This window comes from Pseudomonas oryzihabitans (genome assembly GCF_024652905.1).
Lineage (GTDB): Bacteria > Pseudomonadota > Gammaproteobacteria > Pseudomonadales > Pseudomonadaceae > Chryseomonas > Chryseomonas benzopyrenica.
The window spans coordinates 1,034,633-1,057,282 of record NZ_CP102428.1 but is presented as its reverse complement, the minus strand read 5'-3'; the positions used below and the strand labels follow the sequence as shown (position 1 = coordinate 1,057,282).

At 65.7% G+C, this 22,650-nt stretch carries 22 protein-coding genes; 5 read left to right on the top strand and 17 right to left on the bottom strand.

Annotated features, from left to right (window positions below; translation table 11 throughout):
- Positions 1 to 183: 183 nt before the first annotated feature.
- The 10 genes from NRG74_RS04900 to edd all read right to left on the bottom strand — a co-directional run bounded on the left by NRG74_RS04900 (position 184) and on the right by edd (position 12,094).
- Entirely contained in the window at positions 184 to 1,395 is a 1,212-nt protein-coding gene (locus NRG74_RS04900) for an AGE family epimerase/isomerase (RefSeq protein ID WP_257705868.1), read from the bottom strand.
- Between the two features lie 40 nt (positions 1,396 to 1,435).
- Positions 1,436 to 2,341 (bottom strand): carbohydrate kinase family protein, encoded by a 906-nt coding sequence (locus NRG74_RS04895; RefSeq protein ID WP_017641305.1) that lies wholly within the window; start codon positions 2,339 to 2,341, stop codon positions 1,436 to 1,438.
- Positions 2,342 to 2,469: 128 nt separating this feature from the next.
- Positions 2,470 to 3,570: an ABC transporter ATP-binding protein gene (locus NRG74_RS04890; RefSeq protein ID WP_257705867.1), complete on the bottom strand. Its 1,101-nt coding sequence runs from the start codon at positions 3,568 to 3,570 to the stop codon at positions 2,470 to 2,472.
- A gap of 11 nt (positions 3,571 to 3,581) precedes the next feature.
- Positions 3,582 to 4,412 (bottom strand): carbohydrate ABC transporter permease, encoded by an 831-nt coding sequence (locus NRG74_RS04885; protein ID WP_140216771.1) that lies wholly within the window; start codon positions 4,410 to 4,412, stop codon positions 3,582 to 3,584.
- Positions 4,405 to 5,322: a carbohydrate ABC transporter permease gene (locus NRG74_RS04880; protein ID WP_017641308.1), complete on the bottom strand. Its 918-nt coding sequence runs from the start codon at positions 5,320 to 5,322 to the stop codon at positions 4,405 to 4,407. Before NRG74_RS04880 ends, NRG74_RS04885 begins: the two co-directional genes overlap by 8 nt.
- Before the next feature lie 141 nt (positions 5,323 to 5,463).
- Positions 5,464 to 6,726: an ABC transporter substrate-binding protein gene (locus NRG74_RS04875; protein ID WP_184287483.1), complete on the bottom strand. Its 1,263-nt coding sequence runs from the start codon at positions 6,724 to 6,726 to the stop codon at positions 5,464 to 5,466.
- A gap of 123 nt (positions 6,727 to 6,849) precedes the next feature.
- Positions 6,850 to 8,298, bottom strand: a complete 1,449-nt coding sequence (locus NRG74_RS04870) for an ATP-binding protein (RefSeq protein ID WP_307773999.1) — start codon at positions 8,296 to 8,298, stop codon at positions 6,850 to 6,852.
- Complete coding sequence (locus tag NRG74_RS04865; protein WP_257705865.1) at positions 8,288 to 9,028, bottom strand: response regulator; 741 nt, start codon at positions 9,026 to 9,028, stop codon at positions 8,288 to 8,290. Before NRG74_RS04865 ends, NRG74_RS04870 begins: the two co-directional genes overlap by 11 nt.
- A 262-nt stretch (positions 9,029 to 9,290) precedes the next feature.
- On the bottom strand, positions 9,291 to 10,268 hold the full coding sequence (locus NRG74_RS04860) for a glucokinase (protein ID WP_257705864.1): 978 nt from the start codon (positions 10,266 to 10,268) through the stop codon (positions 9,291 to 9,293).
- Positions 10,265 to 12,094: a phosphogluconate dehydratase gene (edd, locus tag NRG74_RS04855; protein WP_257705863.1), complete on the bottom strand. Its 1,830-nt coding sequence runs from the start codon at positions 12,092 to 12,094 to the stop codon at positions 10,265 to 10,267. Before edd ends, NRG74_RS04860 begins: the two co-directional genes overlap by 4 nt.
- A 136-nt stretch (positions 12,095 to 12,230) precedes the next feature.
- Between edd and gap the strand changes: the two genes are divergently transcribed.
- Positions 12,231 to 13,235: a type I glyceraldehyde-3-phosphate dehydrogenase gene (gap, locus tag NRG74_RS04850; protein ID WP_257705862.1), complete on the top strand. Its 1,005-nt coding sequence runs from the start codon at positions 12,231 to 12,233 to the stop codon at positions 13,233 to 13,235.
- Between the two features lie 170 nt (positions 13,236 to 13,405).
- Here gap and scpB read toward each other — a convergent pair whose 3' ends face one another.
- The gene (scpB, locus tag NRG74_RS04845) at positions 13,406 to 14,149 is read right to left on the bottom strand and encodes an SMC-Scp complex subunit ScpB (protein WP_257705861.1); all 744 of its coding nucleotides are present in this window, start codon (positions 14,147 to 14,149) and stop codon (positions 13,406 to 13,408) included.
- Positions 14,150 to 14,287: 138 nt separating this feature from the next.
- Here scpB and NRG74_RS04840 point away from each other — a divergent pair, with 138 nt between their 5' ends.
- Positions 14,288 to 15,274 (top strand): GlxA family transcriptional regulator, encoded by a 987-nt coding sequence (locus NRG74_RS04840; protein ID WP_257705860.1) that lies wholly within the window; start codon positions 14,288 to 14,290, stop codon positions 15,272 to 15,274.
- Between the two features lie 16 nt (positions 15,275 to 15,290).
- Positions 15,291 to 15,488 (top strand): DUF1272 domain-containing protein, encoded by a 198-nt coding sequence (locus tag NRG74_RS04835; protein ID WP_257705859.1) that lies wholly within the window; start codon positions 15,291 to 15,293, stop codon positions 15,486 to 15,488.
- Positions 15,489 to 15,642: 154 nt separating this feature from the next.
- Here the strand turns inward: NRG74_RS04835 and NRG74_RS04830 are convergent, their stop codons facing one another.
- Genes NRG74_RS04830 through NRG74_RS04810 form a run of 5 tightly spaced genes read right to left on the bottom strand, consistent with a single transcriptional unit; the run spans position 15,643 to position 19,536 of the window.
- Entirely contained in the window at positions 15,643 to 16,554 is a 912-nt protein-coding gene (locus NRG74_RS04830; RefSeq protein ID WP_257705858.1) for a bestrophin family protein, read from the bottom strand.
- Positions 16,551 to 17,033, bottom strand: coding sequence for a GNAT family N-acetyltransferase (locus tag NRG74_RS04825; RefSeq protein ID WP_257705857.1), 483 nt, complete (start codon positions 17,031 to 17,033; stop codon positions 16,551 to 16,553). The genes NRG74_RS04830 and NRG74_RS04825 overlap by 4 nt, the downstream gene beginning before the upstream one ends.
- A 49-nt stretch (positions 17,034 to 17,082) precedes the next feature.
- A complete protein-coding gene (locus tag NRG74_RS04820; RefSeq protein ID WP_257705856.1) occupies positions 17,083 to 17,607 on the bottom strand; it encodes a chromate transporter in 525 nt (174 codons plus the stop codon).
- On the bottom strand, positions 17,604 to 18,155 hold the full coding sequence (locus tag NRG74_RS04815) for a chromate transporter (RefSeq protein ID WP_093251952.1): 552 nt from the start codon (positions 18,153 to 18,155) through the stop codon (positions 17,604 to 17,606). The genes NRG74_RS04820 and NRG74_RS04815 overlap by 4 nt, the downstream gene beginning before the upstream one ends.
- 13 nt (positions 18,156 to 18,168) lie before the next feature.
- Positions 18,169 to 19,536: a GntT/GntP/DsdX family permease gene (locus NRG74_RS04810; protein ID WP_017641320.1), complete on the bottom strand. Its 1,368-nt coding sequence runs from the start codon at positions 19,534 to 19,536 to the stop codon at positions 18,169 to 18,171.
- Positions 19,537 to 19,721: 185 nt separating this feature from the next.
- Between NRG74_RS04810 and NRG74_RS04805 the strand changes: the two genes are divergently transcribed.
- Positions 19,722 to 20,354, top strand: a complete 633-nt coding sequence (locus NRG74_RS04805) for a cyclodeaminase/cyclohydrolase family protein (protein WP_017641321.1) — start codon at positions 19,722 to 19,724, stop codon at positions 20,352 to 20,354.
- A gap of 6 nt (positions 20,355 to 20,360) precedes the next feature.
- Positions 20,361 to 21,614, top strand: coding sequence for a DUF2254 domain-containing protein (locus NRG74_RS04800; protein WP_184287457.1), 1,254 nt, complete (start codon positions 20,361 to 20,363; stop codon positions 21,612 to 21,614).
- 10 nt (positions 21,615 to 21,624) lie between these two features.
- Here the strand turns inward: NRG74_RS04800 and NRG74_RS04795 are convergent, their stop codons facing one another.
- Complete coding sequence (locus NRG74_RS04795) at positions 21,625 to 22,563, bottom strand: cation diffusion facilitator family transporter (protein ID WP_093251969.1); 939 nt, start codon at positions 22,561 to 22,563, stop codon at positions 21,625 to 21,627.
- Between the last annotated feature and the right edge of the window lie 87 nt (positions 22,564 to 22,650).

Below are 22,650 nucleotides of genomic sequence, written 5' to 3'. Positions count from 1 at the left end.
AGTGATGACACCCAGGGCCCGAAACCCGCGTCTCTAATACTTAGAAGCTTTAAACGATCTGCTGCGCGTCGGCCAAACGGCGTTGAAAAGGCCTTCGAAATGCTCATTTACCACTCGTAAACTGCGCTTTCTCAGGCCTTTTCGTCTGGTTTGGCTCTAGCTCGCGAGATCGTGTACAGCTTCTTACGGCAGGACGTTGAGGACTTCGTAACAGGCACCCATGGTGTGGTAGTCGACCTTGCCGGCCGGACTCTTGTCGTCGGAGTACTTGTGGTTCCGACGGTCGAGCAGGCGCCACCACGCGCCGTGCTCGTGATCGATGAAATGCTTCCAGCTGTAGCGCCAGAGCGCCTCATAGTGTTCCCAATAGCGGGCCTCGCCACTGCGCTCGGCCAGCAGCGCCGCGGCGGCCAGGGCCTCGGCCTGCACCCAGAAATACTTGTCCGGATCGCAGGGTGAGCCGTCCGGGGCGAAGCCGTAATAGAGGCCGCCGTGCTCGCCGTCCCAGCTCAGGCGCCAGGAGATATCGAACAGCGCCTGGGCGCGCGGAAGCAGCCAGGACTGGGAGCGATGGCGTTCGAGGATCAGCAGCAGCTTGGCCCATTCGATCTGGTGCCCCGGCTGGAAACCCCAGGGCCGGAACAGGTTGGCCGGATCGTCGCGGTTGTAGTCCCAGTCGATGGACCAGTCGCTGTGGTAGTGCTCCCAGACCAGGCCACCGGGGACCTCGTCGGCCACCCCGCCCTGCCCTTGGGTCAAGGCCGCCTGGCGCTGGGTCATGTTGCGGGCCAGGGTCTCGGCGCGGTCCAGGTAGCGCGTCTCGCCGCTGGCTTCGAAGGCGGCCAGCAGGGCTTCGCAGGCGTGCATGTTGGCGTTCTGGCCGCGATACGGCGCCACGGTCTGCCAGTCGGCGCTGATCTCGTCGACATAGAGGCCATCGGCTTCACGCCAGAAGTGGGTTTCCAGGGATTCCCAGGCTTCGCTCAGCCAGTTGCGCGCTTCCTGGATGCCCGCCTGCAGGCCGTGGGCGTAGGCCAGCACCACGAAGGCCAGGCCATAGCAGTGATTGGTGCCATCCACCACGGTGTCGCCGTCGAGCAACCAGGCATAGCCGCCGTTGGCCTGGCGATGCCGCTCGCGCAGGTATCTCAGGCCGTGGCGGGTCGCTTCCAGAAAGGCCGGATCGCCATAGTGCCGGTAGGCCATGGCGAAATCGAAGACGAAGCGGGTGCTGGAGACCAGATGGCGGGTCTGGCGATCGTAGACCGTGCCGTCATCCTTGAAGAAGTGATAGAAGCCGCCTTGGGGATCGACACAGCGGGGATGGTAGAACGCCAGGGTGTGGCGGACGTGTTCCAGCAGGGTGTCGCGACGACGAAAATCGGGGAAGTCCATCGGGTTTCCTTGGCGGCTATTGTTGTTGTGGGAAAGCGGTCTAGTGAGGGCTCACCTGCAGCAGGGCTTCGACATCGGCACGGGTCGGCGCATAGGCGCCGGCATGGCGGCAGGACACCGAGGCACTGGCCGCGGCGAATCTCAGGCGCTGCTGCAGGTCGGTCAGGCCCAGCAGGCCCGAGGCCAGCCAGCCGGCCATGGAGGCATCGCCGGCGCCCACGGTATCGACGACATCCACGGCGATGGCGGGCTGCTGCCATTCGCCGTCCGGGGTATAGAGCACCAGGCCGTGCTCGCCACGGGTGAAGAGAATGCGGGCCTGTGGATTGAGGGCGCGCAATTCGTCCAGCGCGGCGCGCTCGTCCAGGCCCGGATAGATCTGGCGGATGTCTTCGTCGGACAGCTTGATGTCGTCGGCCAGGCGCACCAGTTCGGGAAAGGTCTGCTGGCGATAGCGATCGTCCATCAGGTTGCGCCAGTTGGGATCGTAGCTCAGGCGCTTGCCAGCGGCCTTGGCCTGGCGCGCCAGGTTCAGCAGGGTATCGGCCAGCGGATAGCGGGCCAGGCTGATGCAGCTGAAATGGCAGACTTCGGCGGCCTCCAGCCAGCCTTCGGGCAGCAGCGCCGGGTCGAACTGGAGATCGGCTTCGCCAGCGAAGAAATAGCGCGGCGGACGACTGGACGGCACGATGGCCACCAGCGGGTCGGCGGCGACGCGCTGGAGGAAGCGGGTATCGAGACCGGCGGTTTCCGATTGCCAGGCGATCTCATCACCCAGGCCATCCTGACTGATGGCACCACCAAAGGCGCTTGTCACGCCCAGCCGGGCCAGGCCACGCGCCACGTTCCAGGGGGCGCCGCCTGGATAACCCCGCCATTCGCCAGGATTACCCTGGACGATGTCGGTGAGGGCTTCGCCAAAGACCACAACGCGGGGTAGTGCCATTCTTGTTCTCCTGTCTGTCACGGCAGCCGGGAGTCGATCCCGAGCCTTTGGTAAGGCCGCAACCCGACCTCAGGCGCGGCGGCGGGCGGACCTTACCACTGCTGTAACGTTTCAGCCATGAACTCTGTTCAAGAAAGTCGGCGACCGCTCGCAGGATCGAACAGCACCGCCCGTCGCGAATCGATCCGCCACAGCACCTGGTCGCCGGCCCGCGGCGCTTCACCCGGCGCGACCCGGCAGCAGACCTTGGTGCCGTTCCATTCGGCGTACAGCAGGGTGTCCGGGCCGGTTGGCTCGACCACCTGGATCCGCGTCAGGATCCCCGGCACGGCACTGTCGGCCGGATGCGCCGACTGGATCTGCTCCGGACGCACCCCAAGAATAGCCTCTCGGCCAGCCAGCGCCGGATCCAGTTCCGGCAAGTCCACCTGGCTGTCGCCGGTGTCGCCGGTGACCCGCGCGACCACCCTGCCCTCACGGGCTTCGAGACGCACCGGCACGAAGTTCATCGGCGGCGAGCCGATGAAACTGGCGACGAAGAGGTTGGCCGGATCGTTGTAGATCTCTTCAGGGGTACCGAACTGCTGCACCTCGCCATCCTTCATCACCGCGACCCGATCTCCCAGGGTCATGGCTTCGATCTGGTCATGGGTGACGTAGACCGTAGTGGTCTGCAGGCGCTGGTGCATCAGCTTGATCTCGGTGCGCATCTCCACCCGCAGCTTGGCGTCGAGGTTGGACAGCGGCTCGTCGAACAGATAGAGCTTGGGCCGGCGCGCCAGGGCACGGCCCATGGCCACCCGCTGCTGCTGGCCACCGGAGAGCTGCGCCGGCTTGCGCTCCAGCAGGTGCTCGATCTGCAGCAGCTTGGCCACGCGCGCCACCTCGGCGTCGATCTGCTCCTTGGGCGTCTTGCGGATCTTCAGGCCGAAGGCGATGTTCTGGCGCACGGTCATGGTCGGATACAGGGCGTAGGACTGGAACACCATGGCGATATCCCGGTCCTTGGGCTCGACTTGGGTGACGTCCTCGCCGTCCAGGCAGATGGCGCCGCTGCTGATGTCTTCCAGGCCGGCGATGGCGTTCATCAGGGTGGATTTGCCGCACCCGGAGGGCCCCACCAGGATGAGGAACTGCCCGGCGTCGATGCGGATGTCGATGCCCTTGAGGGCTTCCTGGGCGGCGTTGCCGTAGGTCTTGCGTACGCTTTTGAGTTCGAGAGCTGCCATGGTGGCCTTCCTTATCCTTTGACCACGCCCGAGGTCAGGCCCCGGACGAAATACTTGCCAGCGAAGATGTAGACCAGCAGCGTCGGCAACGCGGCGATCATGGCGGCGGCCATGTCGACGTTGTATTCCTTAGCGCCGGTGCTGGTGTTGACCAGGTTGTTCAGGGCCACGGTGATGGGCTGCGACGAGCCGCTGGCGAACACCACGCCGAACAGGAAGTCGTTCCACACCTGGGTGAACTGCCAGATCAGGCTGACCATCACGATGGGCGTGGACAGCGGCAGCAGAATCTTGAAGAAGATGGTGAAGAAGCCTGCCCCGTCCAGCCGCGCCGCCTTGATCAGGGCATCGGGGATGCCCACGTAGTAGTTGCGGAAGAACAGCGTGGTGAAGGCCAGGCCGTAGATCACGTGCACCAGCACCAGGCCGGCGGTGGTGTTGGCCAAGCCCAGCTGGCCGAGGGTGAAGGACATCGGCAGCAGGATCACCTGGAAGGGAATGAAGCAGCCGAACAGCAGCAGGCTGAATAGCAGATTCGAGCCGCGGAACTGCCACTTCGACAGGGCGTAGCCGTTGAGCGCGCCGATGAAGGTGGAGATGAGCACCGCGGGGACGGTGATTAGGAAGGAGTTCCAGAAGTAGCTGTGTACCACGTCCCAGGCCTTGAGCCAGCCGATCACCGTCCAGTCCAGGGGCAGGCTCAGCAGGTTGCCGGTGCGGACATCATCCGGGGTCTTGAAGCTGGTCAGCAGCATCACCAGCAGCGGCACCAGATAGACCGCGCAGGCGATGATCAGGGTGGCGTGGATGGCCACGCGATTGACATTCAGAGCCTTAGCCATTTCGCTTGCTCCGCAATTCCGAGTAGAGATAGGGCACCAGCACCGCCAACACCGCGCCGAGCATCAACACCGCACTGGCCGAACCCAGGCCCATCTGGCCGCGGGTGAAGGTGTGCTGGTACATGAACACCGCCGGCAGGTCCGAGGCGTAGCCGGGACCACCCGCGGTCATGGCCATGACCAGGTCGAAGCTCTTGATGGCGATGTGGGCGAGGATCATCACCGCGCTGAAGAACACCGGCCGCAGGCTGGGCAGGACGATGCGCAGGTAGATGGTCGGCAGCCCTGCCCCGTCGACCTGGGCGGCTCTGAGGATCGAGGAATCCACGCCGCGCAGGCCGGCGAGGAACATGGCCATGACGAAGCCCGAGGCCTGCCAGAGGGCGGCGATCAGCAGGCAGTAGATGACCCGGTCGGGATCCACCAGCCAGTCGAAGCGAAAGCCTTCCCAGCCCCAGTCGCGCAAGAGCTTGTCCAGGCCCATTCCGGGGTTGAGCAGCCACTTCCAGGCGGTGCCGGTGACGATCATCGACAGCGCCATGGGATAGAGGTAAATGGTGCGGATGAAGCCTTCGCGGCGGATGCGCTGGTCCAGCAGGATGGCGAAGAAGACGCCGATGGCCAGGCTCAACAGGATGAACAGACCGCCGAAGATCGCCAGGTTCTTGCAGGCCACCAGCCAGCGGTCGTTCTCCAGCAGCCGCGCGTACTGGGCGAAGCCGGCGAAATTGTAGCTGGGCAGGAAACGCGAATTGGTAAAGGAGATCACCGCCGTCCACAGCATGTAGCCATAGAGGCAGACGACCATGGCGATGGCCGTGGGCGCCAGCACCAGCTTGGGCAGCAGGCGCTGCAGCCGGTCTGGGCGTCGGCTGACCGCCGTCGCGGGAAGAGTTTCGGTAAGAGCCATGGAGGCGGTCTCAGGGGTGGTATTATCTGGGCGTCAGGCAGTTGGATGATCGCGGCCATGGGCCGCTCCTACAGCCGACGATTGGCCTGTAGGAGCGGCCTACGGCCGCGATAAACAATCCTTACCGATGGCTGTTTGCGCTTACTTCGCGGCCTGGATGGCGGCGACCAGTTGCTCGGTGGCCTTCTTCGGATCGGCGTTGGCGTCGTTGAAGAAGTTGGTCACCACGTCGAAGATCGCGCCCTGCACGTAGCTGGTGTTGGCCATGCTGTGCGCCATGCTCGGCTCGGCCTTGCCATCGGCGTTGGCCGCCTGGAAGTCCTTGGCGGACTGCTGGGCGCAGCTGTCGAACTTGGACAGATCGATGTCGTTACGCACCGGGATGGAGCCCTTGTTGAGGTTGAAGACCTCCTGGAAGGGCTTGTCGATGACGGTGCGCACCAGATCGTCCTGGGCCTTCTGGTTGTCCTTGTTCTTGATCTTGAACATGGCCAGGGAGTCAATGTTGTAGATGAAGTCGCCCTGGGTGCCTGGCATCACCACGCATTCGTAGTCGACGCCCGGCTTCTTGCCGGCGGCGGTGAATTCCGCCTTGGCCCAGTCGCCCATGATCTGCATGCCGGCCTTGCCCTCGATGACCATGGCGGTGGCCAGGTTCCAGTCGCGACCGGCGGCGTTGGGATCGACGTAGCCCTTGATGCGCTTGAAGGTCTTGAAGACCTCGACCATCTTGTCGCTGCGGATGGTGTCGGCATCGGTCTGCACGAAGACCTTGTCGTAGCCTTCCGGGCCCATGATGGCCATGACCAGGGATTCGAAGATGGTACCGTCCTGCCAGTTCTGACCACCGTGGGCCAGGGGCACGACGCCAGCGGCCTTCAGCTTGTCGGCGGCTTCGAAGAATTCGTCCAGGGTGGTGGGGACCTTGGCGCCGGCCTTCTTGAAGACGGCGGGGTTGATCCACAGCCAGTTGATGCGGTGGATGCCGGCCGGCACGGCGACGTACTCGCCGTCGTGCTGCATGGTCTGAGCCACGCGCTTGGGCAGGATGGTGTCCCAGTTACCCTGCTTGGCGATGTCGCTGATGTTGGCCAGGAAGCCCATGCTGGCCCACTCCTGGATGTCGGGGCCTTTCAGCTGGGCAGCGGACGGCGGGTTGCCGGAGACGGCGCGGGTCTTGAGCACGGTCATGGCGGCTTCACCGGCGCCACCGGCCACGGCGAAGTCCTTCCAAGTATCGCCCTGCTTCTGCATCAGTTGCTTGAGCACATCGACGGCGCGAGCCTCGCCACCGGAGGTCCACCAGTGCAGCACCTCGACCTCACCGGCATGGGCGGTCAGGGGGGCAGCCAGCGCGGCGCAGGAAAGGGAAACGGCGAGAGCGAGACGATTCAATGCCTTCATGAGGGGTCGTTCCTTGTTGTTTTTTTATTGGAGCTGGGCCGAGTCTAGTCAGACGACTGCGGCCGTGGGTAACGAAGGGAAGGCGTTTTGTCACGAGCTGGTGACATAGCGGTAGGGTCCTGCCTAGCTGCGCGGTAGGGTCAGGGTCACCCGCAGACCGCCCTCGCGGCGGTTGCGCAGCTCCACCTCGCCGCCATGGGCGTGGGCCAGGTTGCGGGCGATGCCCAGGCCCAGGCCGTAACCCTGGCGGTCGGTGGCCAGGCGGACATGGGGCTGGAACACCTGCTCCAGCTCCTGCTCGGGCACCCCTGGCCCTTCGTCGTCGACATGCAGGACGAAGGCATGACTGTCGTCTTCCACCTGCAAATGAGCGCGATGGCCATACTTGAGGGCGTTGTCCAGCAGATTGCCGATGCAGCGCTTGAGCGCCAGAGGCTTGCCCAGCAGGGTGCCCTGGGCTTCTCCGGTGAGGCATACCCGCGGGGGCTGCTCCTGGGTGAAGGGCTCCACCAGCTGCACCAGCAGCGCCTGCAGGTCGACCGGCTCCAGATTCTCGTGGATGTCGGTGTCCTTGACGCACTGCAGGGCGCCCTTCACCAACAGATCCAGCTCGTCGAGATCACGCACGAGCTTGGCCTGCATCACCTCGTCGTCCACCAACTCGGCACGCAGCCGCAGCCGCGTGATGGGGGTGCGCAGGTCGTGGGAGATGGCGCTGAACAGCTGGGCGCGCTCGTCCAGATAGCGGGCGATGCGTTCACGCATGGCATTGAAGGCGCGGGTGACCTCGCGGATCTCCTGGGCGCCCTCCTCCCGCACCGGCGGCGTATGGACCTCCAGCGACAGCTCCCGCGCAGCGCGCGACAGCCGCTTGAGCGGGCGACTCTGCCAGCGGATCAGCAGGCCGATGAACAGCAGCAGGAAGGCGCTGCTGAAGACCATGAACAGCAGCTGCTGCAGGGGCAGCCAGGACTCGTCCAGGCTGTAGTAAGGCGCCGGCATCAGGGTCGCCAGATACACCCACTCCCCTTCGCCGATGCGGATCTGGGTCACCAGCACCGGCGGCTCCAGTGGCTCCAGACTCAGGGCATAGTGCGCCCAGGAGCGCGGCAGTTCGTCGAGCGCCAAGGCACCGTTGAACAGCCGCAGCTGCTGCGGGCCGATGAATTCCACGTACATGGGCATGGTGGCGCCCAGGCGTTCGCGCAGCACCGCTTCGACCTCCTGCAGCACGGCGCGACGCCCCGGGGTCGCGGGCAGTGCCTGCATGGTCAGCGGCTTTTCGTTGAGCGAGACGAAGAAGCGCGTGCCGCCCATGTTGCGCAGCTGTTCCAGCACCAGCGGCCGATAGGCCGGTGGCAGCAGGCTGAAATAACGCACGCTGGCGGCGATGGAATAGCCCAGGCTGCGGGCCGCGGTCTGCAGGCCCTGGTTGCGATCGCTGCGCAATGCGGCCGACCAGAACAGCGCCGAGGCGCCCTGGGCCAGGAGCACCGCCAGCAGGGTCAGGAGCAGCATCCGCGCCAGCAGGGAACGCGGCACCAGCCGCGCGAGCGGACCGCTACACCGCATCGGCGACCAGCCCGCTGACCTCGGCGGCGAGCAAATACCCGGAACCACGCACGGTACGGATCAGCCGCGGCGACTTGCCGGTGTCCCTCAGACGCTGACGCAGGCGACTCACCGCCATGTCGACGATGCGCTCCAGCGGCAGCACCTCGCGGCCACGGGTGGCATTGGCGATGGTGTCGCGATCAAGGATCTGCTGGGGATGGTCGAGAAACAGCTTGAGCAGGGTGAAATCGGCGCCGGAGAGGATGACCTCCTCGCCGTCGCGGTGGAACAGCCGATGACTGACCGGATCTAGGCGCCAGTCGTCGAAGGTCAGCAGACCGGTAGCCGCCGGACGCGTTTCGCCAAAGCCGGCCCGGCGCAACAGCGCCTTGATGCGCGCCAGCAATTCGCGGGGGCTGAAGGGCTTGCCCAGGTAGTCGTCGGCGCCCAGCTCCAGGCCAATGACCCGATCCGCCTCGTCGGAACTGGCGGTGAGCATGATGATGGGCACTTGGCGGCAGCTCGACTGCTCGCGCATCCAGCGGCAGAGGGCGAAGCCGTCTTCGCCGGGGAGCATGACGTCGAGGATCAGCAGGTCGGGGACGAAGTCACCCAGCGCCCGGCGCAGCTCGCGGCCATCGCCAACGGCGCGCACCTGATAGCCGGCACGGGTGAGATAGGCGTCGAGAAGCTCACGGATTTCCCCGTCGTCGTCGACGACCAGGAGGGATTTGCCCAGGGTGGACATGGCGATGTTCGCTCTTGTTGTCTTGGCCGGAGGCCAGCTACCGGTAGTGCCGGCAGCATACCGGGGTCGGGCGACCTTGAGTAGTCGCCCACCCCGGGGTGGATCAGAGCCTGTTCAAAGGATCGCGAGCTAGAGCCAAACAAGGCAAAAATGGCTGAGGAAGCGGATCGGACCCGCGCTCGGGTTTACGAATGGTAAATGAGCATTCCGAAGCCATTTTTAACGCAGTTTGGCCGACGCGCAGCAGACTTTGAACAGGCTCTTAGACCTGTCGCGCTTCGGCGATGGTTTGATCCAGGGCGACGCCGGCACCGAACAGCCCCGGATACTCGGCGGTCACCAGCCAGGCCGGGATATCCTTGAGGTAGGCGCTGCTGGTCTTGCCCTTGTCGGCGAAAGCATGGGCGAAGGCCCCGCTCTGGAAGCGCTCGACGAAGCGCGGCAGGATGCCGCCGGCAATGTAAACGCCACCCAGGGCACCCAGGGTCAGGGCCGCGTTGCCGGCGACCCGCGCCAGCCAGATGAAGAACTGCTCCAGCACGGCATCGGCATAGGGATCGCCCTTGAGCGCCAGCTCGCAGATGTCCGCCGCGCTATGCAGGGCGGCGGTCCGGCCGTCCAGTTCGCAACTCGCGTGATAGAGGTTGACCAGGCCGCTGCCGGACACCACGCGCTCCGCGGAGACGTGATTGCCGAACTGGCGCTTGAGGATCTTCCAGATATCGAATTCGCGCTGGGTGTTGATCGGCAGGTCGACGTGACCACCCTCGCTCGGCAGCACGATCCAGCGATCCTTGCCGCTGGGCACCAGGCTGGCGAGACCCAGGCCGGTGCCGGGACCGATCACCAGGCGCGGGCGGGTCGGCAAGGCGATGCCGTCGCGCACCTGGACGGAGTCCGCCGGATCCAGGCGGGCGATGGCCCAGGCCATGGACGTGAAGTCGTTGATCAGCAGCAGATGGGTCAGGCCCAGCTCGCAGCAGAACTGCTCGCGCTTGATCACCCAGTGATTGTTGGTGAAGCGGAAGTCACCCTCGCCCACCGGGCCCGCACAGGCGAGGCACACGGCGGTGATGTCATCCAGCGCCACGCCGGTCTGCGCCAGGTACTTGCGTACCGCGTCTTCCGGACAGGCGTAATCCGCACAGGCGAAGACCTCGATGGCCTCCAGGCGACCGTCACGCCACAGGGCGAAGCGGGCATTGGTGCCCCCGATGTCGCCAACCAAAGCCAAACTCATTTCAGCGCCTCCAGGCTGGAAGTAAATGCACTGGCACCCGATTCAGCCGTGCTCATGGCGCCGCGCATGAAGGCGAACAACTCACGACCACAGCCTACCCCGGTGCCCTGGGGCGCTTCGACCGTCTGGCGGGCCATCCATTCGTCCGCCGGGACCAGAATCCTCAGCTCTCCGGTACGCCCATCGACACGGATGAGATCGCCGTCACAGACCTTGGCCAGCGGACCGCCGTCGATGGCTTCCGGGCAGACATGAATCGCCGCCGGAACCTTGCCCGAGGCGCCGGACATGCGGCCGTCGGTGACCAGGGCCACCTTGAAGCCGCGATCCTGCAGCACGCCGAGGTAGGGGGTGAGCTTGTGCAGCTCGGGCATGCCCAGGGCCTTGGGTCCCTGGAAGCGTACCACCGCGACGAAGTCGCGCTCCAGTTCGCCGGCCTTGAAGGCGGCCGCCAGTTCGCTCTGGTCATGGAAGACCCGCGCCGGGGCCTCGACCAGCTGATGTTTGGGCGCCACGGCCGACACCTTCATCACGCCGCGGCCGAGGTTGCCCTGCATGACGCGCAGGCCGCCCTCTTCGTTGAACGGGCGGCTGGCCGGCCGCAGGATGTCCTCGTCCAGGCTCTCGGCGCGCCCGGTGCGCCACTCCAGCTTGCCGTCCACCAGGAAGGGTTCCTGCAGGTAGCGCGACAGGCCGCGGCCCATGATGGTGTTGACGTCTTCGTGCAGCAGCCCGGCTTCGAGCAGGGTGTGCACCATGAAGTTGACGCCACCGGCGGCGTGGAAATGGTTCACGTCGGCCTTGCCGTTGGGATAGACCTGCGCCAGGGTCGGGGTCACCGCCGAGATCTCGGCCATGTCGTCCCAGGTCAGCTGGATGCCGGCGGCCTGGGCGATGGCTGGGATGTGCAGGGTATGGTTGGTCGAGCCACCGGTGGCACTCAGGGCGACCACGGAGTTGACGATGGACTTCTCGTCGACGATCTCGCCCAGCGGCATGAAGTTGCCGCCCTGATGGGTGATGCGGGTCACCTGGCGCGCCGCCTCGCGGGTGAGTTCGTCACGCAGCGGGGTGTAGGGATTGACGAAGGAAGAACCCGGCAGGTGCAGGCCCATCACTTCCATCACCACCTGGTTGGTGTTGGCGGTGCCATAGAAGGTGCAGGTGCCGGGGCTGTGGTAGGACTTCATCTCCGATTCCAGTAGCTCTTCGCGGGTCGCCTTGCCCTCGGCGAAGGCCTGGCGCACGCGCGCCTTCTCCTTGTTGGAGATGCCCGACGGCATGGGGCCGCCCGGGACGAAGATCATCGGCAGATGGCCGAAGCGCAGCGCGCCGATCATCAGGCCGGGGATGATCTTATCGCAGATGCCCAGCAACAGCGCGGCATCGAACATGTTGTGGGACAGGGCCACGGCGGTGGACATGGCGATGACTTCGCGACTCGCCAGGCTCAGCTCCATGCCGGCCTCGCCCTGGGTCACGCCGTCGCACATGGCCGGCACGCCGCCGGCGAACTGACCGACGGAGCCGATCTCGCGCAGCGCCTGTTTGATCAGCTCCGGGTAGTGCTCGTAGGGCTGGTGAGCCGACAACATGTCGTTGTAGCTGGAAACGATGGCGACGTTGGCCTGGTCCATCAAACGGAGGCGCTGCTTATCTGTCGAGGATCCACACCCGGCGACGCCATGGGCGAAATTGGCGCATTGCAGCTTGCCGCGCTGCGGACCGTCGCTGGCGGCGGCCCGGATCATGGCGAGGTAACGCTCACGGGTCGGACGACTGCGTTCCACCAACCGCTGTGTGACTTCGAGGACGCGAGGATGCATGGTTTCGATTCTCCACCGGGCTAAATTTGTTGTTATTTAAAACATTCACAGCCAAATTGGCGCTATTATTCCGCTTAGCACGCGTCATGTGTAATGTTTTTTACAACAAAACCCAGCTATCGCGAGGTTTCTCTCAATGAGTATTCGTATTGCCATCAATGGTTTTGGACGCATCGGCCGCAACGTGCTGCGGGCGCTGTATACCGAGGGCTATCGCCAGGACCTGGAGGTCGTCGCGATCAACGACCTGGGCGACGCCGCCATCAATGCGCATCTCCTACAGTATGACAGCGTTCATGACCGCTTCCCTGCCGAGGTGTCCGTCGAGGGCGACAAGCTGGTGGTCAATGGCGACCGCATCGCCGTGACGGCCATCCGCAACCCGGCCGAGCTGCCGTGGAAGGACCTGAAGATCGACGTGGTGTTCGAATGCACTGGCCTCTTCACCAGCCGCGACAAGGCCGCTGCCCACCTGGAAGCCGGCGCCTCCAAGGTGATCATCTCGGCACCGGGCAAAGAGGTGGACGCCACCATCGTCTATGGCGTCAATGACAACATCCTGCGCCAGTCGCACCAGATCATCTCCAACGCCTCTTGCACCACCAACTGCCTGGCGCCGGTCGCCCAGGTGCTGCAGCGCGAACTGGGTATCGAGAACGGTCTGATGACCACCATCCATGCCTACACCAACGACCAGAACCTGTCGGACGTCTACCACTCCGACCCCTTCCGGGCGCGTTCGGCCACCCAGTCGATGATCCCGACCAAGACCGGTGCCGCCGAGGCCGTGGGCCTGGTTCTGCCGGAGCTGCAAGGCAAGTTTAGCGGCATGGCGGTGCGGGTGCCGACCATCAACGTGTCGCTGGTCGATTTGACCATCCTGACCGCCAAGGAAACCGACGCCAAGACCATCAACGCCTTCATGAAGGCGGCGGCCGAAGCTTCGCCGGTGCTGGGCTACAACGACAAGCCGCTGGTCTCCATCGACTTCAACCACAACCGCCTGTCGTCGATCTTCGACGCCAACCACACCAAGGTGAGCGGCAAGCTGGTGAAGATCATGGCCTGGTACGACAACGAGTGGGGCTTCTCCAACCGTATGCTCGATACCTGCAAGGCGCTGGTCAACGCGCCGGCCTGAGGTCTGTAGGTCTGAGTTGGAAGAAAGCGCCTTCGGGCGCTTTTTTCGTTTTGGTGGGAGTGTTGGGCTTCACGTTGCTCAGCGCCGACCTACGGCATCCTCATCGGAACGCCCGGACTGTAGTGGAACTGTAGGTTGGGCTGAGCGCAGCGAAGCCCAACAGGGCTGACTCAACCCTCGTCTTCTTCGTCCGCCGCCTGGCGCAGGTCGTCGAAATCGGTCTTGAGGCCGGTCTCCATGGCGTCCAGCTCGGTGAGCAGGGTGCGAAAGCTGGTGCGCTCGGGGATCACCAGGGTGTCCTCTTCTTGCTCCGGCTCCCCTACCCCCAGTGCCGCCAGGCTCAACTCGGGGTCTTCCAGCACCGACGTCGGTTCGGGTTCCAACTGGCGGACCTCGGCCAGGGGCGGCAGTTGGTCGAGACTGCGCAGGTCGAAGTAGTCGAGAAAGGACTTGGTGGTGGCGAACATGGCCGGGCGGCCGGGCACGTCGCGATAGCCCACCACACGGATCCAGTCGCGCTCCAGCAGCGTCTTGACGATCTGGCTGTTGACCGCCACGCCGCGCACCTCTTCGATCTCGCCACGGGTGATCGGCTGGCGATAGGCGATCAGCGCCAGGGTCTCCAACATGGCGCGGGAATAGCGCGGCGGACGCTCCTCCCAGAGTCGCCCGACCCAAGGCGCGTACTTTTCGCGCACCTGCAGGCGATAGCCGGACGCCACCTCCTTGAGCTCGAAGCCGCGCTTGCGACAGGAGCCACCGAGCACGGCGAGACCGGCGCGCAGGTGGGCGGGCTCGGGGCGCTCGTATTCTTCGAAGAGTTCGGCCAGACGCTCCAGGGTCAGGGGGCGGCCGGCAGCGAGCAGGATGGCTTCCAGCAAGGGTGCCAGTTGCTTGGGATCGGTGTAGTTCATGGGCGGCGATGATAAGGCCGGGCGCGGGTCACGCCAAATCCAACCTGCCACCCGGATGGCGAGATCTGTGGGGTCTTTGACCTTGTCGCCTATATGGACGCCAAGGCATGCTCACCAGATCGCTACGGAGAGCCACCCATGCCGCTGATCGCTGCGCTGCTTTACCCCGACGTCATGAGCCTGGACGTCACCGGCCCGCTGCAGGTATTCGCCTCGGCCAACCTGGAACGGGAACGTCAGGGCCTGCCCGCCTACTATCAGCTGCGCCTGCTGGGCGCCGCCGAAGGCTTGGTCAGGACGTCAGCCGGCATCGGCATCCAGGCCGAACAGAGCTGGTACGACCTCGACGTAGATGAGGTGGACACCCTGCTGATCCCTGGCGGCATAGGCATCGAGACGCTACGCCAGGATGCCGGCCTGCAGGCCTGGCTGCGCGATCTGGAGCCCCGGGTTCGGCGTCTTGGCTCGGTGTGTTCCGGCGCCTTGATGCTGGCCAGCGCCGGCCTGCTCGACGCCCGCCGGGCCACCACCCACTGGGCCTATGTCGACGAACTAGCAGCCTTTCCGGACATCGAGGTCCAGGGCGACCGCCTGCATACCTATGATCCACTGGGGCGCGATGGCGATCCCCATGTCTTTACCTCGGCCGGCGTCACCGCCGGCATCGACCTGGCCCTGGCGCTGGTGGAAGCCGATCTCGGACGTCCGCTGGCGCTGGCGGTGGCGCGCCGGCTGGTGATGTTCCTGCGCCGTCCCGGCGGCCAGGCGCAATTCAGCGCCTGTCTGGCGCCCGATCCGGGACGGACGCCACGACTGGCCGCCCTGCTCGACTGGATTCCCGGTCACCTGGGGGAAGACCTGGGACTGGAGCGCCTGGCCGAGCGTGCCCACATGGCGCCCCGTACGCTGTCGCGGCTGTTCAGTCGCGAGGTGGGCATGGGTCCGGGTCGCTATGTCGAGCAGGTCCGGCTGGAGACGGCGCGAGTACTGCTGCAGGATGGCCAGGCCTCCATCGGCACCGTTTCGCGCCTGTGCGGCTTTGGCCATCCGGAAAATCTGCGACGCACCTTTCACAAGCACCTGGCGGTCAGCCCCCAGGACTACGCAGCGCGCTTCGGCGCCTGATCAGGGAGCGACAGCCATGCTGGAAATGCGGACTTCGTGTGAGCACTGCGCCAAGGCGTTGCCGATGGAGAGCAAGGAGGCGGTGATCTGCTCCTATGAATGCACCTTTTGCACGGAATGCGCGGCGGGGCCGCTGCAGGAGCGGTGTCCGAACTGTCGCGGGGAGCTGGTCAGGCGTCCGCGGCGGGTAGCGAAAGAAGCTCAAGACACCTGACAGCAAGGCACGGCACGGCACGGCCATGGCGATCCGCCGATGTGACCGCTCTGAGGCAGACTTCTGATCGCGGCCATGGGCCGCTCCTACAGATACACCTCTGCTGTAGGAGCGGCCCATGGCCGCGATCGCATCAACGCGAATCATCACGCCATCACCGCAACAACCCCGCCTCCGCGCGGATCGGCTCCGGCGTAGGCTCGCCCAGCAAATCCAGCACGGCGATCTCCAGACCGCGGCTGAGGGCGTCCAGCGGCAGGTGGTTGGGCTGGGTGCCGAAAGGGTCGGCGATCTGGTCGCCCAGGGCGTCCAGGCCGAAGAAGGTGTAGGCCAGCACCAGCACCGCCAGCGGCGTGAACCAACCCAGGCTGTCCACCAGGCAGAACGGCAGCAGAAAGCAATAGACGTGCACCACCCGGTGCAGCATCAGGATGTAGGGATAGGGAATGGGCGTCTGGCGAATGCGTTCGCAGCCGCTGAGCACCGCGGTCAGCCGGTCCAGCTGGTTGTCGACATTGGCGATCAGTGGATCACCAAGCCCTTCCTGTCGTGCCCGGGCAACCAGCATAGTGCCCAGCCGGCGGATCAGCGCACTGGGTCGGTGAGGGGCCGCGAGCAGGGTTTCCTCCCCCGCCAGCACGCGCTGCAGATCAGCAGACGGCGCTTCCCGGCGCAGGTGATCACGCAGCGCATAACCAAAGGCCAACAGCGGGGTCAGCAGCTGGCGGCGCTCAGCTGCGTTCAGGCTAGGCAACAGGGTCTCGACCTGGCGCGCCAGGTTGCGTCCGGCGATCAGCAGTTCGCCCCACAGACCACGCGCCTCCCAGAAGCGCTGGTAGGCGGTGGTGTTGCGAAAGCCGAGAAAGATCGCCAGGGTCAGGCCCCAGAGGGTCAGCGGGGTGGTGGTCAGGCCGAAGTCGAAGCGCAGGATGACGCCATGGCTGAGGGTTACCGCCAGGCTCAGCAGCATCACATAGAGCAGCTTGCGCCAGATCGCCTGGACGATGGACCCGCGTATCGTGAACAGCAGTTCGCGCAGCGAGGGATTCTGGGGGCGGGTGATCACCGGTAAGGCCGAGGCAGTCTGAGATGAATCAGCGCCACCCGCTCACCGGCCACCGAACGTCGCTCTTCGATGGCATAGGGGGTGAAGCCCAAGGCTTGGTAGAGCAGTAGCCCCACCACGTTAGCGTTGAAACAGGAAAGGACCACTTCACGAGCGCCGTGTGTCTCGAACGCGCGCCCTATCATCATCTTCAGCAGGTAACGTCCGACCCCCTGCCCCCGGTAGGCGGGATCAACGATGGCATTGCCAATCGCATACACCTCATCCGCCCACCTGCAGAAGTTGGAAAATCCCACCACTTGCCCATCCGCCACCACGACGCGATTGTCACGACGCTCCGCGATGGCGGCCTGCAATTGAACTGGGGTGAGCGGGAATTGGGCACGGGGAAACCAGAACATCAGCTCCGTGGGGTTCTTGGAGAATTCACATAGGGCGGGCAGGTCACTGTCCTGGACCGGCCGATGGCTTAGCTGCAAGGTGAGGTCCTCGGGTCGATGGCTGGACGATCCTGCCCAGCTTTTTGGCTTAGCTACCAAACACTATCCCGACCAGCACCCCGCCGGCCAGCAGCCACAGCGGATGCCAGCGGGTAAATAGCGACCCCAGAGCACCCGCCGCCAGGATCAGCACCCACAGCGGCGTGGTGGCCACGCTCGCGCCCACCAGCCAGGCACTGGCGGCTACCAGGCCGACGGTGACCGGCACCAGTCCGGCCTGCAGATGACGGCGCCAGGGGCGGTCGGCGAAGCGTTGCCAGAGGTGCAGCACGCCGAGGGTCAACAGCGAGGACGGTACGAACTTGGCCAGGGAGGTCACCAGCAGACCCGGCCAGCCGGCCACGTGCCAGCCGATCAGCGGGACGATCATCAGGTTGGGACCGGGCGCCGCCTGGGCCAGGGCGAACAGGGCGGCGAAGTCGGCGGCGCTCATCCAGCCGTGCACCGTCACCACCTGGCGCTGCATCTCCGGCAGCACCGAATTGCCACCGCCAAAGGCCAGCAGCGAGAGCTGGGTGAAGATCAGGGCCAGGGCCAGCAGGGTCGCGCTCATAGGCCCTGCCGATAGCTGAGCAGGACGCTGATCGGGGTGAGCACCAGCATGGTCCAGAGCAGCGGCAGCTTGAACAGCGCCAAGGCGAGAAAGGCCAGGCAGGCGATGCCCAAAGCCAGCCAGCGACCGCGCAAGGGCTGAATGAGCTTGACCGCCATGGCTACCAGCAGGCCGGCGGCCGCGGCCGCGAGACCGGCGAAGGCGCGACCCACCAGGGGGTCGTCATGGTAGCGGTCGTAGAGCACGCCCAGGCCGACCACCACCAGGGTCGGCCCCACCAGCAACCCGGCGGCAGCGGCCAGGGCGCCGCTCCAGCCGGCGAATCTCATGCCCACCGCCACCGAGAGGTTGATGATGTTGCCGCCCGGCAAGAACTGGCAGAGGCCGAGCAATTCGGTGAATTCCTCCGCCGACAGCCAGCGCCGCTTCTCCACCAGGTAGCGCCGCGCCAGCGGCAGCACCCCACCGAAGGCCGTGATGCCCAGGCCGAAGAAACCGAGGAAGAGATCGCGGCGCCGCGGCCGGTGCAGGGTGGAGTCGTTGTCCATGGGCAGGGGTTCGTCAGATCCAGAGTGACAACAATAGCGTACCGGCAAGACCGGTGACGGAAACCAGGGTCTGCAGCACCGACCAGACCCACAGTGTCTGCTTGAGCTCCAGGCCGAAATACTCGCGCACCATCCAGAAGCCGGCGTCATTGACGTGGCAGAAGAACACCGAGCCGGCGCCGATGGCCAGGGCGATCAGCGAGGCCTGCGGCCCGGCCAGCCCGGCCACCACCGGCGCCAGGATACCGGCCGTGGTGGTGGTCGCCACCGTCGCCGAGCCGGTCGCCTGGCGCAGCGCCACGGCGATCAGCCAGGCCAGCAGGATGTAGGGCAGATGGGCGCCCTCGGCGACCTTGGCCACGGTGTGGCTGACCCCGGCGTCGAGCAGGGTCTGCTTGAGGCCACCGCCGGCGCCGATGGTGAGCAGCAACGCGGCGATGGGCGCCAGGCTCTTGCGCAGCACGCCACCGACGCGCTCGCGCGGCATGCCACTGCCCCAGCCGAGCAGCACGGTGGCCGCCAGCACGGCGAGCCCCAGGGCGATCAGGGGTTCGCCAAGAAACTTCAGCCCCTCCGCCAGACCGCTGTGCGGGTCGAGGGCGACCTTGGCGAAGGTGCTGCCCAGCATCAGTAGCACCGGCAACAGGATCACCAGCAACGACAGACCGAAACCCGGCTGGCGCGCGCCCTGATCCCGGGCGCTGAACAACTCACCCAGCTCCGCCGGCGGCTGGATCGTCATGCGCTGCGACAGCCAGCCGCCGTACAGGGGACCGGCCAGGATCACCGCAGGGATGGCGATCACCAGGCCCAGGAGCATGGTCAGGCCAAGGTCCGCGTGCAATGCCCCGACCGCGATCAGCGGACCGGGGTGCGGCGGCAGCAACGCATGCAGGGTGGTCATCCCGGCCAGGGCCGGAATGGCGATGCGCAGCAACGGCTGCCCGGAGCGCTGCGCCATGACGAAGATGATGGGGACCATCAGTACCAGGCCGACCTCGAAGAACAGCGGCAGGCCGATCACCATGGCCACCAGGGCCATGACCCAGGGCAGGCTGCGACCCTTGCCCAGGCCCAGCAGGGTGCTGGCGATGCGATCGGCGGCACCGGACTCCGCCATCAGCGCACCGAGCATGGAGCCCAGAGCGATGATGATGCCGGCCTCGCCGAGGATGCCACCCGCGCCCTTGCTGAAGGCCTTGGCCACGGCTTCGGCGGGCAGCCCGGCCCCCAGGCCGGCGATGAAGGTGCCGATGAGAATGGCCAGGAAGGGTGGCAGCCGGGTGACGCCAATCAGCAGGACGATGGCCAGGATGGCGGCCAGGCAGCAAGAGATCAGCCGGGTGTCGTGGGCGACCCAGGCGAGCGCAGCAGGATCCACAGGTGACTCCTTGTAACTTATTGTTTCAGGAATACCTTAACCGAAACGGGGTCCGAGGTACGACGTAAATCGAAATAACCCCTTTCGCTTATTGCACTTAGCTTGCGAACCTCAGGCGTTTCGCAGGATCCAAACTGCGTTCGGTCATGACCGAATCCCTTACCCTTTGCTCGCAGGCGGTTGGCATGAACGAAACCTCTACTCTCTGGCAGCAGACCCTCGCCCAGTTCCGCGACGGCACCGGTTCCACCCTGCCCACCCCGGGCAGTGGCGCGGCGGCGACCGTGGCGGCCTGCCTGGGCGTCGCGCTGGTCCTCAAGGGCTTGAAGCTCAGCCAGCAGCGCCAGCCGGTGACCCGCCACGCCGAGCTGATCACCCTGGGCGAGCGCCTGCAGGAAGCCCTGAGCACCTGTGCCGATGCCGATGTGCAGGCCTTCGCCAACTACCTGGAAGCCGATCGTCAGGCCAGTGGCGCCGGCGCCGAGGGCGAACGTCGCCAGCAGGCGCTCAACCTGGCCGCGGCCAACGCCGTGCAGATTCCCATCGCTACCGCTCAGCTGTGCCTGGAAGCCCTGGATCTCGCCGTGATCGCCACGCCGCTCACCGTCGAACCGCTGCGCAGCGACACTCTGGCCGGCGGTCGCCTGGTGCATGGTGCCCTCGGTGCGGTGCTGACCACCGTGGATGCCGACCGCAATGGCCTGAAATCCGGCGACGCCCGGGAAGCCGCGCGGCAGATGCGCGACAAGCTCCAGCAGCAGGCCGATCAGCGACTCGCCCAGCTGAGCGCCACCCCCGTTCCGCCGGCCATGGGCTGACGGCCGGTGCTGGCCCGCCTGGGCTGGGTCCTGCGCGGACTCCAGCGACGCCTGTGGTTCCGCGCCACCCTGTTCTCGGTCGCCGGGGTGGCGACCGCCCTCCTCGCCCTGCTCCTGCGTGACCACATCCCGGCCAGTCTGCCGGCCAAGGTCGGCGCCGATGCCGTCGACAAGATCCTCACCATCATCGCCAGCAGCATGCTGGCGGTGACCACCTTTTCCCTCAGCACCATGGTGACGGCCTACAACGCCGCCGCCAGCAGCGTGACGCCCCGGGCCTATCCGTTGCTGTTGGAAGACAGCACCACCCAGAACGCCCTGGCCACCTTTCTTGGCTCCTTCCTGTTCAGCCTGGTCGGCATCATCGCCCTGAGCACCGGCCTCTACGGCGACAACGGCCGCGTGGTGCTCTTCGCCGTCACCCTGGTGGTGATCCTGCTGATCGTCTTCACCCTGCTGCGTTGGATCGACCACCTCTCCCGGCTGGGGCAGCTGGATGCCACCAGCGACAGCATCGAAGACGCCGCCCGGCATAGCCTGCAGCGCTGGTTGACCCATCCTTACCTGGGTGGGGTGGCGGCGCCGGTCGATGAACCCGCCAACGGCCGCCCGGTCCTGGCGGACCGCACCGGTTATCTGCAACGGGTAGACATGCCGCTGCTGGCGGACCTCTGCGGCGACCGCGGTCGCCTGCGCCTGGCCGCCCTGCCCGGCGCCTTTCTCGATCCGGCGCAGCCGCTGCTCTGGGTGGAAGGCCTACCGCCGGAAAAGGACGCGCGCCTGCGTGCCGCCTTCACCCTGGATGCGCGCCGGGTGCACGACCAGGATCCGCGCTTCGGCCTGACGGTGCTGGGCGAGATCGCCACCGGGGCGCTGGTGCCTTCGCGCAGCGATTCGGGCACCGCCATCGCCATCCTCGGTCGCGCCCAACGGCTGCTCACCGAACTCACCGAAAGGCGCGAGCCCGTCGAGCCTCGCTATCCGCGGATCGAGGTGCCGGAGCTGTCGCTGGACGATCTCTTCGACGACTTCTTTCTGCCGGTGGGCCGCGACGCGGCGCCCCTGGTGGAGGTGGGCATGCGGCTGCAGAAATCCCTGGCGCGCCTGGCGGTCCAGGGCGATGCGCGGATCAGGCGCGAGTGCCTGCGGCATTCCCGCCTGGCGCTGGCCCGGGCCGAAGCCACCCTGGGCCAGGCCGAAGACCGCGTCATCCTCCAGCAGCTGGCTGCGGACGTCGAACGCCTCTGCGCCTCCCGCTAGCGCGGCAAGGCTAGCGCGACCAGGCCGGGTCGGTGGTGAAGGCGATGGTCAGCCAGCGGTCCGGGCCCTCGCCGCCAATGGCCTCGCCGATCTCGTCGCGGATGGCGTCCCATTCGTCCAGGGTCTTGGCCGGCCAGCCCAGCGGCACGATGAAGTACAGCTCGATCTGCCGGGCTCGGCCGACCTTGGCCACATAGGCACGGTAGTCGAGAAAGCCGAAGCGCGAAACCATGCCCTGGGCGACCTCATCGACCTGCTGCTTGAGTTGCGGCGGGGTCACCATGAGGATTTCCGTGAAGGCCTGCCAGACCAGCTTCAGCGGTATGGGAATGATGAGTACGCAGATGATCGCCAGCACCAGGGGATCGATGTACGGCGTGATCCAGGCATAGGCCGTGCCTTCGGCCAGGGCGCCAACCAGGAAGGCCAGTACCAGGGCGGCCGAAATGCTGCCCGACATGATCCAGCTCTTGATGTCGAGCTTGAGAAAGTCCGACTGGATGTCCCGGTTCAAGCGATGCACGAGGGCGGCGAAGCCAAAGCAGCATACCGCAGCGACCAGTGCATAGAGCAGCGCCATGCCGAACGCCAGCGCCTTGCCGCCGCTCATCAGGCTGATGATCGAGTTGACCAACGCGTAACAGGCCACGATGCACAGCACGCTGCCGTTGAGGGCGAGCACCATGGGTTCCAGGTGCCAGAACCCCATGTTGAAGCGCTCGGCCAGTCGCCGGTCGCCCTCCGCCTCCTGGCCGTGTCTATGGATCAGCATGGCCACCAGCAGCGCCACGCCACTCATGAAGGCGTCGGTCAGCGAATAGAAGCCGTCGAAGACGATGGCATAGGAACCCGACAGCACCCCGAAGGCGATGCCCACGACCGCCAGGACCACCGTGACGACGATGGAGAAGCGCAGCACCGTGCGCTCGTTGCCTAGGCGTTTCAGCATGATTCACTCCAGCCACGGGATCGCCGCCAAGGGCGGCAAACAGGTTCAATTGAGGCCAATCATAGAGGTCAGCAGGCTAGCCTGCAT